Raw genomic sequence first — 15,611 nt, 5'->3', positions numbered from 1 at the left:
GCCCAAGCAAAAAGGAAAACGAATCAAACCTTCAATAAAGGAAAATACTATGACTGAAACAAATGAAAAAGTAGAACCAAAACCCATTGATCTTGGGGAATATAAATATGGTTTCCATGATGATGTGACACCAGTCTTCTCAACAGGAAAAGGAATCAGCGAAGATGTGGTTCGTGCCATGTCTGCTGAAAAAGGGGAGCCTGAGTGGATGCTTGAATTCCGCTTGAAATCATTGGAAACCTTTAACAAAATGGCCATGCAAGAGTGGGGACCAGACCTTTCTGGTATTAACTTTGATGACTTGACATATTTCCAAAAAGCATCAGATAAACCCGCCCGTGACTGGGAAGACGTTCCTGAGAAAATCAAGGAAACTTTTGAACGTATTGGTATCCCAGAAGCAGAGCGTGCCTATCTTGCTGGAGCCTCAGCTCAGTATGAATCAGAAGTGGTTTACCACAACATGAAAGAAGAGTATGACAAGTTGGGTATTATCTTTACAGATACGGACTCAGCTCTTAAAGAGCATCCAGAGCTCTTTAAGAAGTACTTCTCAAAACTGGTTCCGCCAACAGATAATAAATTTGCGGCCCTTAACTCAGCCTTCTGGTCAGGTGGTACCTTTATTTATGTACCTAAAGGCGTTAAGGTGGATATTCCGCTTCAAACTTACTTCCGTATCAATAACGAAGCGACTGCCCAGTTTGAACGCACCCTTATTATCGTTGATGAAGGTGCCAGCGTTCACTATGTTGAAGGATGTACAGCACCAACATACACAACTGCAAGCCTTCATGCGGCCATCGTTGAAATCTTTGCGCTTGATGGTGCCTACATGCGCTACTCAACCATCCAAAACTGGTCAGATAGCGTCTACAACTTGGTAACTAAACGTGCTACCGCTAAGAAAAATGCGACTGTTGAGTGGATTGATGGTAACCTTGGTGCCGAAGTTACTATGAAGTACCCATCTGTTTACCTTGATGGAGAAGGTGCGCGTGGTACCATGCTTTCAATCGCCTTCGCCAATGCGGGTCAACACCAAGATACAGGGGCTAAGATGATTCACAATGCACCGCATACATCATCATCTATTGTCTCTAAATCAATCGCTCGTAATGGTGGTAAGGTTGACTACCGTGGACAAGTTACTTTCAACAAGGATTCTAAGAAATCGGTATCTCACATCGAATGTGACACCATCTTGATGGATGACTTATCTAAATCAGACACTATCCCATTCAACGAAATCCACAACTCACAAGTTGCCCTTGAACACGAAGCTAAAGTTTCTAAGATTTCTGAAGAGCAACTCTACTACCTCATGAGCCGTGGACTCTCAGAACAAGAAGCAACAGAGATGATTGTTATGGGATTTGTGGAACCATTTACCAAAGAACTTCCAATGGAATATGCTGTTGAGCTTAACCGCTTGATTAGTTATGAAATGGAAGGATCAGTTGGGTAAAAACTCTGATAATCTAAAGGGACCAGATGGTCCTTTTTGTTTTGCCTGAAAAATCAGGAGATGGGCTATAGATAACTGTTAGGAACAGAGTAATTGCAAAGTGTAGAAAGCGTTTACAATCGGTGTTTAAAAAGATATAATAGATTTGAATAGCAAGTAATGGAGGGGACTAATATGGGAGTGTATAACAGTGACTGGCTACTCAATCAAATTCGTGGGACAGCTAATGTGGTCAGTAAGGCTTTTAAATTTGAGACTCTGGATATTGATTTAGGTCAGGTGGAGGACGAGCAAGGTCACACTATTGATGGTAATGACTATATTGACGACTTGTTGATCCATGAACAGTATGATCAGGCAACTACCTTCATTCATAGTCAACTCAAGCGTTTGACGACTAATGACTATAATCTCCTTGTCAGCGTCTATATTGACTATTTGGAGAATTTGCCACCTGTAATAAGGCAAAAACACCATTTTGATGATAGAAAAATAGCAAGTTTGAGGGAAAAACTATCCGAATTTTCATGGTAATTTGGTAGAGAGTGTGGAAGAGAAACGCCGAGCGTTTACGATTTTTCCACCCTCTTTTTTGTGTTATAATAGAATCACTATGGATAAATTAATTAAAACAATTTCAGAATCAGGTTCTTTCCGTGCTTATGTTCTTGATAGCACAGAAACTGTTAGAATCGCACAAGAAAAACACAATACATTATCATCATCAACAGTCGCTTTGGGGCGTACCCTTATTGCCAATCAAATCTTGGCTGCTAACCAAAAAGGTGAGAGCAAAATCACGGTAAAGGTTATTGGAAATAGCTCTTTTGGGCACATCATCTCTGTAGCTGATACCAAAGGACATGTTAAGGGCTACATCCAAAATCCAGGTGTGGACATCAAGAAAACAGCAACTGGTGAAGTCTTGGTGGGTCCATTCATGGGACAAGGGCAGTTTGTTTCTATCATCGATTATGGAACTGGTAATCCTTACACGTCATCAACACCACTTATTTCTGGTGAAATCGGTGAAGACTTTGCCTACTATTTGACAGAATCTGAGCAAACGCCATCTGCTGTTGGTCTTAATGTACTTCTTGACGAAGAGGACAAGGTTAAGGTTGCTGGTGGTTTCATGCTTCAGGTTTTACCAGGAGCTAGCGAAGAAGAAATCGCTCGTTACGAAAAACGCATCCAAGAGATGCCAGCCATTTCAACGCTTTTGGAGTCTGATGACCATATCGAAGCTCTCTTGAATGCCATTTATGGGGATGAACCTTTCAAACGTTTGTCTGAAGAGGAGCTTAGCTTTGAGTGTGATTGCTCACGTGAACGTTTTGAAAATGCCCTCTTGACGCTTGGTAAGGATGAACTTCAAGCCATGAAAGACGAGGATCATGGGGCTGAAATCGTCTGTCAATTCTGCCAAACTAAGTATGAATTTTCAGAAGCTGACTTGGAGGAACTCATCAATGACTAAACTTAATTCGTCCTTCATGATTGGAAATGTGGAGATTCCTCATCGTACAGTATTAGCTCCTATGGCAGGTGTGACCAACTCGGCTTTCCGTACCATTGCCAAGGAATTTGGTGCTGGTCTCGTAGTTATGGAGATGATCTCTGAAAAAGGTCTCCTCTATAACAATGAGAAAACCCTTCATATGCTTCATATCGATGAGAATGAGCATCCTATGTCTATCCAGCTTTTCGGTGGTGATGCTGAGGGCCTGAAGCGTGCAGCGGACTTTATCCAGACTAATACCAAGGCTGATATCGTTGATATCAACATGGGTTGTCCGGTCAATAAGGTCGTCAAAAATGAAGCGGGTGCCAAGTGGCTCAAGGATCCAGACAAGATTTACCACATCGTCAAGGAAGTAACATCAGTACTTGATATTCCTTTGACCGTTAAGATGCGTACAGGTTGGTCAGACAGTGATTTAGCTGTGGAAAATGCTCTTGCGGCTGAGTCTGCGGGTGTTTCTGCCCTTGCTATGCACGGTCGTACGCGTGAGCAGATGTACACAGGTCACTGTGATCATGAGACTTTGGCCCGTGTTGCTAAGGCTATCACCAAGATTCCATTTATCGGAAATGGTGACGTTCGTAGCGTTCAAGACGCTAAACTCATGATTGAAGAACTTGGTGTAGATGCTGTTATGGTGGGTCGTGCAGCTATGAACAATCCTTACATTTTCACACAAATCAACCACTTCTTTGAAACGGGAGAGGAGTTGCCGGAGCTTCCATTTGATAAGAAATTGGACATCGCTGAAGACCACCTCAAACGTTTGGTAGACCTTAAAGGTGAAAAGATTGCTGTCCGTGAATTCCGTGGTCTTGCACCACACTATCTTCGTGGAACAGCGGGAGCAGCTAAGGTTCGTGGCGAAGTCTCACGTGCCGAGTCTGTGGCTCAGGTCGAAGAAATCTTTGCGACTTTACGATAAATTTATAAATGATGAAAACTTAACCAGATTGGTTAGGTTTTTATTTTACCTTTATTCTTCCTTGATAGTGATAATAGCCTATCGCTAATCTTTTTCTTGGTCCACCCTTGCAAAACCTCTGTGTTTTCGATATAATTAACTGGTTAAGTAAATGGAGAAAGCAATGCTAGAACTAGAAGAACAAGTAAATCAATTGATTAATCAGATTTTGCTTAAGGCTGAAAATCAGCATGAGCTCCTCATTGGTCAGTGCCGTAGTCAGGTTAAGTTGACCAATACTCAGGAGCATATTCTCATGCTTTTGTCTGAGGGACGAAAGACCAATTCTGAGTTGGCTAAGACCCTCAATGTCAGCCAAGCTGCTGTTACCAAGGCAGTTAAAACCTTGGTCAAAGAGGGCATGTTGGAGGCTAAGAAAGACAAGGATGATGGGCGCGTGACCTACTTTGTCTTGACACAAGAAGCTAAACCCATAGCCCAAGAGCATGAGGAACACCACCAAGAGACCTTGGGGGTTTATCGGTCTGTATTGGATCAGTTCGATAATCAAGAGCGTCAGGTGATTGGACGTTTCTTGACAACATTAGCAGAAAAAATCGAGGAATAAGATGCGCTATATTACAGTTGAAGGACTGAGCTTCCAGTATGATGCGGAGCCTGTTCTGGACAATATTCACTATCATTTGGATTCTGGGGAGTTTGTGACCCTAACTGGGGAAAATGGAGCTGCCAAGTCAACGCTTATTAAGGCTACCCTAGGAATTCTCAAGCCTAAGAAGGGAACTGTAACCATCTCTGAAACCAATAAAGATGGTAAAAAGCTTCGCATGGCCTATCTTCCACAGCAGATTGCCAGCTTTAATGCAGGTTTTCCAAGCACGGTCTACGAGTTTGTTAAGTCTGGCCGTTATCCTCGCCAGGGCTGGTTCCGTCGTTTGACTAAGCACGACTTGGAGCATGTTCAACGTGCCCTTGAGTCTGTAGGTATGTGGGAAAATCGTCACAAGCAAATTGGTCGTCTCTCAGGTGGGCAAAAGCAACGTGCCGTTATTGCTCGTATTTTTGCCTCGGATCCAGATATCTTTGTCTTGGATGAGCCAACGACGGGTATGGATGCAGGAACAGCCAATACTTTCTATGAACTCATGCACCACTCGGCTCACAAGCATGGCAAGTCTGTCTTGATGATTACCCACGATCCAGAGGAAGTCAAGGAGTACACAGACCGTAATATTCATCTAGTTCGTAACCAGAAATTGCCTTGGCGTTGTTTCAATGTCCATGAAAAGGATGGAGAGGAGCACAAACATGATTAGTGAATTATTAGCCTATGATTTTATGCAACGTGCTATTCTCGCCGTGATTGCTATCAGTATCTTTTCGCCAATTTTGGGGCTTTTCTTAATTCTTCGTCGTCAGAGTCTGATGAGCGATACCTTGAGTCACGTGTCCCTAGCTGGGGTGGCTGTTGGGATTTTCTTGGGACTATCAACCACTTGGATGACCCTTGTGGTTGTGGTTATTGCTGCTTTGGTTTTAGAATATCTCAGGGTTAGTTACAAGCATTATATGGAGATTTCAACGGCTATCCTCATGTCAATGGGATTGGCAGTGGCTCTTATTCTTAGTAACAAGGCGGGTAGCAGTAGTATGAGTCTGGATAGCTATCTTTTTGGTTCTATCATCACGATTAGCGCTGAGCAGGTGCGTGCCCTCTTTGTTATTGCGGCCATTGTACTGGTCTTGACCCTACTCTTTATTCGTCCTATGTATCTTTTAACCTTTGACGAGGATACCGCTCATGTAGATGGTTTGCCAGTTCGTCTCATGTCTCTCCTCTTCAATATTGTGACAGGGATAGCGATTGCCCTGATGATTCCAGCAGCAGGATCACTTTTGGTTTCTACCATCATGATTCTTCCTGCAGCTATTGGTATGAAATTAGGTCAAACCTTTAAATCTGTTATTTTCTGGGCTATTGGTATTGGTTTGGTTGGAATGCTCTCTGGTATCTTTATTTCCTATTATTGGGAAACGCCAGCTAGTGCAACTATTACCCTCATCTTCATCGCCTTCTTTGGTCTGGTATCCATCTTTGAACCTCTCATAAAAGCAGAGTAAATAATAGAAGAAAAGGGCTTGAGAAATCAAGCTCTTTTTGTGATATACTAAAGTGGTTTTTGAGAGAAGTTAAAATAAGAATGGTAGATTTCTAGGCAGAAAAAATGATTAGTTTTTTCTGGTGTCTACTATTATTTGTAACAGTAACAAAAAAGGAGAAAACATGGAAATCTTTTTAACGAGTATATCGGGAATCCTAGTCATCTTAGGTATGATTTTAGTGGGATTCGTTATGGGCGAAAAAGGCTGGTTTGATGACAAGTCGCGTGGTTTAATCGCTAAGTTGGTTACTCAAATTGCTTTGCCCTGCTATATGCTTTATACCATCACGCAACGTTTCACAGCGGCTGACCTCCTAAAAATGTTGCCAGATTTACGTTTTCCAGCGCTATCTATGGTTATCTTACTTGGTATTGCAACAGCAGTAGCTAGGATTTTTGCAGTCAGAAAGGATCGTCGTGGACTCTTTATTTCCATGTTTTTTAATTCGAATACAATCTTCGTGGGACTACCAATCAACCAGGCTCTTTTTGGGGATGCTAGCATACCCTATGTTCTTATCTATTACATGTGTAATACGACCTTTTTCTGGACCTTGGGAACCTATCTCATCCAGCATGATGGTGAAGGAGAGGCTGAGTTTGATTTAAAAACAAGTTTAAAAAAGATTTTCTCTCCCCCTCTAATGGGTTTCATGTTAGGTCTTATTATTGTTATCCTTCATATTAAATTACCAACTTTTTTAGCCACTGACTTGAAGTATTTGGGTAGTTTGACGACTCCTTTATCTATGATTTTCATCGGTTTGTCAGTGTCAAATGCAGGTGTGAAGCAGTTGGTTCTTAAAAAGGACCAGGTATTGATTTTGTTGGGTCGCTTTGTGGTAGCTCCACTTTTGATGGCTATCATCGTGTATTGGGCGCCCCTCCCAACTTTGATGAAGCAAGTTTTTATCATCCAGTCGGCTATGCCTGTCATGACCAATGCACCTGTGGTTGCTAAACTCTATGGAGCTGATAGTGATTACGCTGCTGTTATGGTGACTGAGACTACCCTCGCGACCATGATTGTTATCCCAATTCTCATGGTTCTGATGGCTTAATAAATGCCTGAGTCCCCCAGTTTTTGCTAGGGGGCTTCTCTTTGTAAAAAAAAATCAAAAAAGTTTAAGAAAACGCTTTACAAATCATCAAAAGGTGCTATAATAATTACATAAGTAATGCAAACGTTTGCATCAAACGTAGGAGGAAATGAAATGAATAAGCTAAAAGAAAAATTTGGCTTTGAGTTCTGGCAGAAATTCGGTAAAGCCCTCATGGTTGTTATCGCGGTTATGCCAGCAGCAGGTCTCATGATCTCTATCGGTAAAACGATTGCCATGATTAATCCAAACATGGCACCACTCGTTATTACAGGTGGATTTCTTGAGCAGATTGGTTGGGGGGTTATCGGTAACCTTCACATCTTGTTTGCCCTTGCCATTGGTGGTAGTTGGGCTAAGGAACGTGCAGGAGGTGCTTTTGCAGCAGGTCTTGCCTTTATCTTGATTAACCGTTTGACTGGTTCAATCTTTGGTGTTACTTCAGATATTCTTGCTGATAAGGCTGCTACAGTCCACACCGTTTTTGGTCAATCAATCAAGGTATCTGATTACTTCATCAGTGTTTTGGAAGCTCCAGCCCTCAACATGGGTGTGTTCGTAGGTATCATCTCTGGTTTCATCGGAGCTACTGCCTTCAACAAATACTATAACTTCCGTAAATTGCCAGAAGCTTTATCATTCTTCAATGGTAAACGTTTCGTACCATTCGTAGTTATTCTTCGATCAGCTATCGCAGCTATCGTTCTTGCTATCGTATGGCCAGTTATCCAATCAGGAATCAACGGCTTCGGTATGTGGATTGCCAACTCAAAAGAAACTGCTCCAATCTTGGCACCGTTCTTGTTCGGTACTTTGGAACGTCTTCTCTTGCCATTTGGTCTCCACCACATGTTGACTATCCCAATTAACTACACTCAATTGGGTGGTACTTATGAAGTTTTGACAGGTGCTGCTAAAGGGACTGAAGTATTGGGTCAAGACCCACTCTGGCTTGCTTGGGTTACTGACCTTGCAAACCTTAAAGGTGCACACCCAGAACAATACAAACACGTTCTTGAATCTGTTACACCAGCCCGCTTTAAAGTTGGACAAATGATTGGTTCATTCGGTATCTTGATGGGTATCGTAGTAGCCATCTACCGTAACGTCGATGATGATAAAAAACATCAATACAAAGGGATGTTGACTGCAACTGCACTTGCAACATTCTTGACAGGGGTAACAGAGCCAATCGAGTACATGTTCATGTTCGTGGCTACTCCACTTTACATTGTTTATGCTTTGGTACAAGGATGTGCCTTTGCCATGGCTGATATCGTTAACCTTCGTGTTCACTCATTCGGTTCTATCGAGTTCTTGACACGTACACCACTTGCTATTAACGCTGGTTTGGCGATGGATATCGTTAACTTCATTTGGGTAACTGTACTCTTTGGTGTTATCATGTTCTTCATCGCAAACTTCATGATTAAGAAATTTGACTACGCTACACCAGGACGTAACGGTAACTATGAGCAAGCTGATGATGCTTCATCAGAATCTGCTGGCTCAGCAAGTGCTGGAACAAGCTCAGCAAGCTCACAAGTTATCAACATTATCAACCTTCTTGGTGGACGTGCTAACATCGTCGATGTTGACGCATGTATGACTCGTCTCCGTGTTACTGTTAAAGACGCTGAAAAAGTCGGAACTGAAGAACAATGGAAAGCTGAAGGAGCTATGGGTCTTGTCATGAAAGGACAAGGGGTTCAAGCTATCTATGGTCCTAAAGCAGACGTATTGAAATCTGATATCCAAGACGTTCTTGATTCAGGTGAAGTTATTCCTGAAACACTTCCAAGTCAAATGACTGCTGTTCAAAAAGCAGAAGCTACCTTCAAAGGTGTGACTGATGAAGTGCATTCAGTTGCTGATGGTCAAGTTATCAACATCGAAGATGTTAAAGACCCAGTATTCTCACAAAAAATGATGGGTGACGGCTTCGCTGTAGAACCAGAAAACGGTAAAATCGTTTCACCAGTAGCTGGTAAAGTGACAAGCATCTTCCCAACTAAACACGCTCTTGGTTTGGTAACTGACAATGGTCTTGAAGTTTTGGTTCACATCGGACTTGACACTGTTAGCCTTGAAGGTAAACCATTCGACGTTAAAGTTACTGAAGGTCAAACAGTTGCTGCAGGTGATCTCTTGGTTGAAGCAAACCTTGATGCTATCCGTGAAGCAGGTCGTGAAACATCTACAGTTGTTGTCTTTACAAATGCAGATGCAATCAAATCAGTTAAAGTAGAACATACAGGTAAATTGGCTGCTAACGCTCCAGTTGCAAAAGTAGAACTTTAATTTGCTAAACGATAAACAAGCAGACAGCCCTTGGGCTGTTTTGTTTGTAAATGACCCTATGTCATTTCTAGATGCAAGTCAGAAGAGGGATAAACTTATGAAATTTCTAACTTTAAATACGCACAGTTGGATGGAAGAAGATGCAGAAGGAAAATTCCAAACCTTAAAGAAACAGATCCTAAAGGCTCAGTATGATATTATTTGCTTCCAGGAAGTTAACCAAGAAATAGAGACTTCTGTTGTGGACACGGATGCTTACTATCATGCACTTCCATCAGCAACACCAATCCACCAAGATCACTTTGTCCGTCTTCTTGTGGAAAAGTTAGCTGAAGAAGGGCTTCAATACCATTGGACTTGGGCCTATAATCACATTGGTTATGATCACCTTAATGAGGGGGTTGCCGTCTTGTCACGTCAACCATTGACAGCGAGTGAAATCTTGGTTTCAGATGTTGATGATCCAACTGACTACCATACACGCCGTGTAGCAGTTGCTGAAACTACTGTAGATGGCCGAGAAGTTGCTGTTGCTAGTGTTCACCTTTCATGGTGGGACAAAGGTTTCCAAGAAGAGTGGGCACGTATTGAAGAACGTTTCAAAGCTATTGGGAAACCGCTCATTCTAGCAGGTGACTTTAACAACCCAGCAGGTCGCGAAGGGCATAAAGCCATTTTGGCTAGCTCGCTCAATCTTCAAGATAGTTTTGAAGTAGCCAAAGAAACAACTGGTAGCTATACAGTTGGACCAGGTATCGATGGCTGGAAGGGCAATGAAGAGCCTTTACGTATCGATTATGTTTTTGCTAGCCAAGATTGGACAGTAGAGCGCCTTAGTGTGATTTTTGATGGCAATAACCAACCTTTGGTAAGTGACCACTACGGTCTTGAAGCAGAATTAACATTTAAGTAGAAACTGTATCCTATTATGACCTAATAAGGGTAAAAAACATTGTCAAAAGACAAATAAAAGAGTAAACTAGAAGCTATAATTGAATTTTTATAAGGAGAGACTAATGGCTCATATTACATTTGATTATTCAAAAGTTTTGGATAAATTTGTAGCACCACACGAAGTGGACAACCTTCAAGCACAAGTAACAGTAGCAGACGAAATGATTCGCAAAGGAACTGGCCCAGGGGCAGACTTCCTTGGATGGCGTGACCTTCCAGAAAACTACGATCGTGAAGAATTTGATCGTATTTTGAAGGCTGCTGAAAAAATCAAAGAAGAAAGCGATGTTTTGGTTGTTATCGGTATCGGTGGTTCTTACCTTGGTGCCAAAGCAGCCATTGACTTCTTGAACCATCACTTTGCTAACCTTCAAACAAAAGAAGAACGCAAAGCACCACAAATCGTTTACGCTGGTAACTCAATTTCATCAACATATCTTGCAGACTTGCTTGAGTATGTTGAAGATAAAGACTTCTCAGTTAACGTTATCTCTAAATCAGGTACAACAACTGAACCAGCTATCGCTTTCCGTGTTTTCAAGGAACTCCTTGTTAAGAAATACGGTCAAGAAGAAGCAAACAAACGTATCTACGCAACAACTGACCGCCAAAAAGGTGCAGTTAAAGTTGAAGCAGATGCTAACGGTTGGGAAACTTTCGTTGTTCCAGATGACATCGGTGGACGTTTCTCAGTATTGACAGCTGTAGGTCTCTTGCCAATCGCAGCTTCAGGTGCTGATATCAAAGCCCTTATGGAAGGTGCTAACGCTGCACGTAAAGAGTACTCTTCATCTAAAATCTCTGAAAATGAAGCTTACCAATACGCTGCACTTCGTAATATCCTTTACCGTAAAGGTTACACAACTGAAATCTTGGCTAACTACGAACCATCACTTCAATACTTCTCAGAATGGTGGAAACAATTGGCTGGTGAATCTGAAGGTAAAGACCAAAGAGGTATCTACCCAACATCAGCAAACTTCTCAACAGACTTGCACTCTCTTGGACAATTTATCCAAGAAGGTACACGTAACCTCTTTGAGACAGTTGTTCGTGTGGAAAAACCACGTAAGAACGTGATTATCCCTGAATTGGAAGAAGATCTTGATGGACTTGGTTACCTCCAAGGTAAAGATGTTGACTTTGTTAACAAAAAAGCAACAGACGGTGTTCTTCTTGCACACACAGATGGTGATGTGCCAAATATGTTCATCACTCTTCCTGAACAAGATGCCTTTACATTAGGTTACATCATCTACTTCTTTGAAATTGCTATCGCCCTTTCAGGTTACTTGAATGCTATCAACCCATTCGACCAACCAGGTGTAGAAGCATACAAGAAAAACATGTTCGCCCTTCTTGGTAAACCAGGATTTGAAGAACTTGGAGCAGAACTTAACGCTCGCTTGTAATTCTCAGATAAGATCAGCTTTGGCTGGTCTTTTTTTATCCATTTGTAGGCTAAACCCTCCATTAATGATTTCTTGTAGGTTAATTTACGAATTTTTATTTTAAATATTTTGGACTGGCTAGTTGGGTTTTGTGGCTCTTTAATTTAGAAATGATTGTTGCTATAATTAGTTCAAGTATAGGAGGATGAATCATGATTGGACCTGTGGAAATGGGTGCTTTGTTGAAAAAAATTCGTTTATCAAAGAATTTGACATTGAAAGAACTTGCTAGTGATTATTTATCAGTATCTTTCCTATCAAAATTTGAACGTGGGGAATCTGATATCTCATTATCTAGATTTTTTCTTTTGTTAGATAAATTGGATGTCAGTATTGAAGAGTTCTATGGTATCTTATCTCAAGATAATCCGACTCATACTGAAAAGTTATTAGAAAGTGCTAGTAAGGCTTATTATCAAAACGATAGTTTATCGTTACAGAAGTACGCTGGAGAAGAGCGTCATAAATTTGAGCTCACACAAGACAAATCATTTCTCTATAACAGTATTATGCTAGAATCTTTTTTGGCAAGTGTTTCAAATAAAGAGGTTGATGAAAATAAGGTAAGGGAATTAACAGACTATCTTTTTAGCATTGAACAATGGGGAAAAAGAGAGTTAATCATATTAGGAAATAGTATGTCGTTTATTTCCACCCAGACACTTAATGTTTTGACCAAGGAGATTGTGTATAGAACTAGACTTTTTGGAAATAGCGACTCAAATCAAAGAATCCGAATTAGTCTTCTCATTAATGCAGCTTATGAATTTTTACGACGTGATGAACTAGATTTAGCGAAATACTATTTAGATTTAGTCAATGATAGTGGAATTCCTGAGGTCCTCTTATATGAAAGACATGAGTTGATATTTGTGATGGGGTCTTACTTGATAAAGTCGGGTGAAGTTGCTGAAGGGAGAAATCTAATTGAGGGGTGTTTAGAAACTCTTAGGACTTTAGGTGCGGAAAAGTTATTGCTTGCTAAGGAATTAGAGTATCAAGAACTACTCAATTCCACTATATGACAATTTTTTAGAGTGAGTTAAAAAATAGAATAAACTAAGACCATAGTACGACATCACTATGGTTTTTAATTTTCAATGGATATATGGTATTCCAATGTCTTCAATTTATCCAACTGATTATATACCAAGGTGATTTAGATTGTGAGGAAATCTATGAGAACCTATATTCTTAAATACAAGTATGACAATTTAGTTCATATCTTACTGTTAGCACTGAATTCTGCTATTTTTGTGAGTGCCTCGGTAACCTTAGCTTTAATGACGAATCAGCTGGTATCGAAGCGAATCCAATCTTTTTTAGCTCTATTAGGTCTAGAGGTGGGGCTTTACGTTATTTATTTAGTTTTGAATTATGTTATTGCTGTACATCAAACAAAATTAATCCAAAAAATGGCTTTGTCTATTCGTCAGTCTTATCTTAGTAAAATTATTCACCATTCTTTTAGTGAATTCAGAAAGAGTGATATTGGAGAGCATCTCTCAGTATTAAATAATGATATCCAATTGATTGAATCAAATGGTTTTACAAGTATTTATACCCTTTGTTCAACAGTATTTACCACTTTGTTTTCAATTATCGCCTTATTAAGTTATGATGTAAGGATTGTTCTGCTAGCCATTTTTTTAACTTTGTGTCTGACCTATCTTCCCAAACCATTTACCAATAAAATGCAGAAATCAATGGAGATATTTTCCAAAGCGAATGAGGAGCTTGTTTCTGGAATAAGCGATCAGTTATATGGATATGCGGATGTTTATTACGCCAGTCGTAAACAGATATTTCTTAGACAGGTGAGGTCCATTGTTGAGAAATATATTGTACAAAAAATTATTTTTACAAAAAGAAAGACTAGTACTGAGACGCTGATGGCTTTATTTTCAGTTATCGCCCAGATGTTGATACTTCTTCTAACTGGCTTGTTAATTATTTTTGGAAATATTACTGTTGGAACCATTGCCTCAGTAGGACAGATATCAGGTAATATTTTTAACTCTCTATCCACCATTAATCAGCTACAAGTGACCATTAAGTCTGTCGATCCGATCTTAAAAAAATTTCACGATTTTCCAGAGGGTCCAAAGACTTGCATAGCGACTATTCAGGATGTTCGTTTTGAGAATGTAAGTTATCATTTTGGAGATAAGGCTATTTTTGAGGGATTCACCCAAACCTTTAAAAAAGGAGGCAAGTATGCTATTACTGGATGCTCAGGTAGTGGGAAGTCAACCCTGCTTAATATATTCCTAGGCAATCTTAAAGATTACGAGGGAAAAATCTTGTTTGGACAATTGGAGTCAAAAGAGATTGATGAGAACTCAATCGTGTCTGAATGTGCCTATGTTGGGAGTCAAACTCATATCTATAATGATACCTTGAGGAACAATCTAACCCTTTGGAACGAAGCTATTACTGATACACAAATCAAGAAAGTTCTTGAAAGAGTTAATCTTTTATCTTTCTTAAGTCGTATAGATGAGCAAGTAAGCGACGGTAGCTTTTCGGAGGGCCAAAAACAAAGAATAGGCCTGATAAGAGCATTTTTAAAAGGATGTTCTGTTGTGATTTTTGATGAAGCCACTGCAAATCTTGACCATAATAATGCTACTCGTATTGAGCACCTTTTATTAAGTGATCCTAATATCACTTATATCACGGTTACCCACCATCTTATAAAGGAAAATGAACCATATTTTGATAAGATTATTCGTTTGGGAGAGGCCACTGAGTAAATGTTTCATATGATAAATGCTTAGGATTTATTTCAATTTTACTAACGGCAGTCAAAGTGCTATAATGTAAGGGATTGTGAATTTAGCAAGCTTTGCTATTTTCAAAAAAGAAAAAACAAATCAGAGATACAAATCTCTTAGAAGAGGTGAATCCCATGGGACGTAAATGGGCTAATATCGTTGCTAAGAAAACTGCAAAAGATGGTGCAAACTCTAAGGTTTACGCTAAGTTTGGTGTCGAAATTTATGTGGCTGCTAAACAAGGTGAACCAGATCCAGAATCAAACTCAGCTTTGAAATTTGTTTTGGAGCGTGCTAAACAAGCGCAAGTGCCAAAACACGTTATTGATAAGGCCATTGATAAGGCTAAAGGTAACACTGATGAAACTTTCGTTGAAGGACGTTATGAAGGGTTTGGACCAAATGGTTCTATGATTATCGTAGATACTTTGACTTCAAACGTTAACCGTACAGCTGCTAACGTACGTACTGCCTTTGGTAAAAACGGTGGTAACATGGGTGCTTCAGGTTCTGTTTCATACATGTTTGATAAAAAAGGTGTTATCGTATTTGCAGGTGAAGATGCAGATGCTATCTTTGAACAATTGCTTGAAGCAGATGTAGAAGTTGAAGATGTGGAAGCAGAAGATGGTACTATCACTGTTTATACTGAGCCAACAGATCTTCACAAAGCTTTGGAAGCTCTCCGTGCTAACGGACAAGAAGAGTTCCAAGTAACTGAACTTGAAATGATTCCACAAACTGAGGTTACTCTTGAAGGTGAAGACCTTGAAGTTTTCGAAGGACTTATTGATGCGCTTGAAGCAGACGATGATGTTCAAAAGGTATATCACAACGTAGCAGATATGTAATCTTATTCAACACTTTCCGTCTCATGGAAAGTGTTTTTATGTGGTCTGTCTAAGGATTTGTCTTGCTTGTCCTGACTTAATCTGATATAGTAGTAGC

General features: G+C 40.2%; 14 protein-coding genes. All 14 read left to right on the top strand.

What is annotated here, in order from left to right:
* Nucleotides 1–49: 49 nt before the first annotated feature.
* The 14 genes from sufB to ADH51_RS01220 all read left to right on the top strand — a co-directional run bounded on the left by sufB (nucleotide 50) and on the right by ADH51_RS01220 (nucleotide 15,514).
* Complete coding sequence (gene sufB, locus ADH51_RS01285; RefSeq protein WP_002883666.1) at nucleotides 50–1,468, top strand: Fe-S cluster assembly protein SufB; 1,419 nt, start codon at nucleotides 50–52, stop codon at nucleotides 1,466–1,468.
* A 174-nt stretch (nucleotides 1,469–1,642) separates the two neighbouring features.
* Complete coding sequence (locus ADH51_RS01280) at nucleotides 1,643–2,002, top strand: hypothetical protein (protein ID WP_048673967.1); 360 nt, start codon at nucleotides 1,643–1,645, stop codon at nucleotides 2,000–2,002.
* Nucleotides 2,003–2,081: 79 nt separating this feature from the next.
* Nucleotides 2,082–2,948 (top strand): Hsp33 family molecular chaperone HslO, encoded by an 867-nt coding sequence (gene hslO, locus ADH51_RS01275; protein ID WP_048673965.1) that lies wholly within the window; start codon nucleotides 2,082–2,084, stop codon nucleotides 2,946–2,948.
* Nucleotides 2,941–3,918: a tRNA dihydrouridine synthase DusB gene (gene dusB, locus ADH51_RS01270; RefSeq protein WP_002883588.1), complete on the top strand. Its 978-nt coding sequence runs from the start codon at nucleotides 2,941–2,943 to the stop codon at nucleotides 3,916–3,918. The genes hslO and dusB overlap by 8 nt, the downstream gene beginning before the upstream one ends.
* A gap of 163 nt (nucleotides 3,919–4,081) precedes the next feature.
* On the top strand, nucleotides 4,082–4,525 hold the full coding sequence (locus tag ADH51_RS01265) for a zinc-dependent MarR family transcriptional regulator (RefSeq protein WP_002883584.1): 444 nt from the start codon (nucleotides 4,082–4,084) through the stop codon (nucleotides 4,523–4,525).
* Between the two features lies 1 nt (nucleotide 4,526).
* Nucleotides 4,527–5,234: a metal ABC transporter ATP-binding protein gene (locus ADH51_RS01260; protein WP_002883613.1), complete on the top strand. Its 708-nt coding sequence runs from the start codon at nucleotides 4,527–4,529 to the stop codon at nucleotides 5,232–5,234.
* A complete protein-coding gene (locus ADH51_RS01255; RefSeq protein WP_048673963.1) occupies nucleotides 5,227–6,039 on the top strand; it encodes a metal ABC transporter permease in 813 nt (270 codons plus the stop codon). The genes ADH51_RS01260 and ADH51_RS01255 overlap by 8 nt, the downstream gene beginning before the upstream one ends.
* A 163-nt stretch (nucleotides 6,040–6,202) precedes the next feature.
* On the top strand, nucleotides 6,203–7,141 hold the full coding sequence (locus ADH51_RS01250) for an AEC family transporter (protein ID WP_048673961.1): 939 nt from the start codon (nucleotides 6,203–6,205) through the stop codon (nucleotides 7,139–7,141).
* Nucleotides 7,142–7,294: 153 nt separating this feature from the next.
* The gene (locus tag ADH51_RS01245) at nucleotides 7,295–9,481 is read left to right on the top strand and encodes a PTS transporter subunit IIBC (protein WP_048673959.1); all 2,187 of its coding nucleotides are present in this window, start codon (nucleotides 7,295–7,297) and stop codon (nucleotides 9,479–9,481) included.
* Between the two features lie 97 nt (nucleotides 9,482–9,578).
* Entirely contained in the window at nucleotides 9,579–10,394 is an 816-nt protein-coding gene (locus tag ADH51_RS01240; protein WP_048673957.1) for an endonuclease/exonuclease/phosphatase family protein, read from the top strand.
* 103 nt (nucleotides 10,395–10,497) lie between these two features.
* Nucleotides 10,498–11,847, top strand: coding sequence for a glucose-6-phosphate isomerase (locus tag ADH51_RS01235; protein WP_002883580.1), 1,350 nt, complete (start codon nucleotides 10,498–10,500; stop codon nucleotides 11,845–11,847).
* Nucleotides 11,848–12,038: 191 nt separating this feature from the next.
* Nucleotides 12,039–12,911: a helix-turn-helix domain-containing protein gene (locus tag ADH51_RS01230; protein ID WP_048673955.1), complete on the top strand. Its 873-nt coding sequence runs from the start codon at nucleotides 12,039–12,041 to the stop codon at nucleotides 12,909–12,911.
* Nucleotides 12,912–13,064: 153 nt separating this feature from the next.
* Nucleotides 13,065–14,642 (top strand): ATP-binding cassette domain-containing protein, encoded by a 1,578-nt coding sequence (locus tag ADH51_RS01225; RefSeq protein WP_048673953.1) that lies wholly within the window; start codon nucleotides 13,065–13,067, stop codon nucleotides 14,640–14,642.
* A 155-nt stretch (nucleotides 14,643–14,797) separates the two neighbouring features.
* A complete protein-coding gene (locus ADH51_RS01220; RefSeq protein WP_002883635.1) occupies nucleotides 14,798–15,514 on the top strand; it encodes a YebC/PmpR family DNA-binding transcriptional regulator in 717 nt (238 codons plus the stop codon).
* Nucleotides 15,515–15,611: the final 97 nt, after the last annotated feature.

Origin of the sequence: Streptococcus sp. 449_SSPC, from assembly GCF_001073005.1 — a bacterium.
Taxonomy (GTDB): domain Bacteria; phylum Bacillota; class Bacilli; order Lactobacillales; family Streptococcaceae; genus Streptococcus; species Streptococcus salivarius_F.
This window is presented reverse-complemented; position numbering and strand designations above follow the sequence as displayed.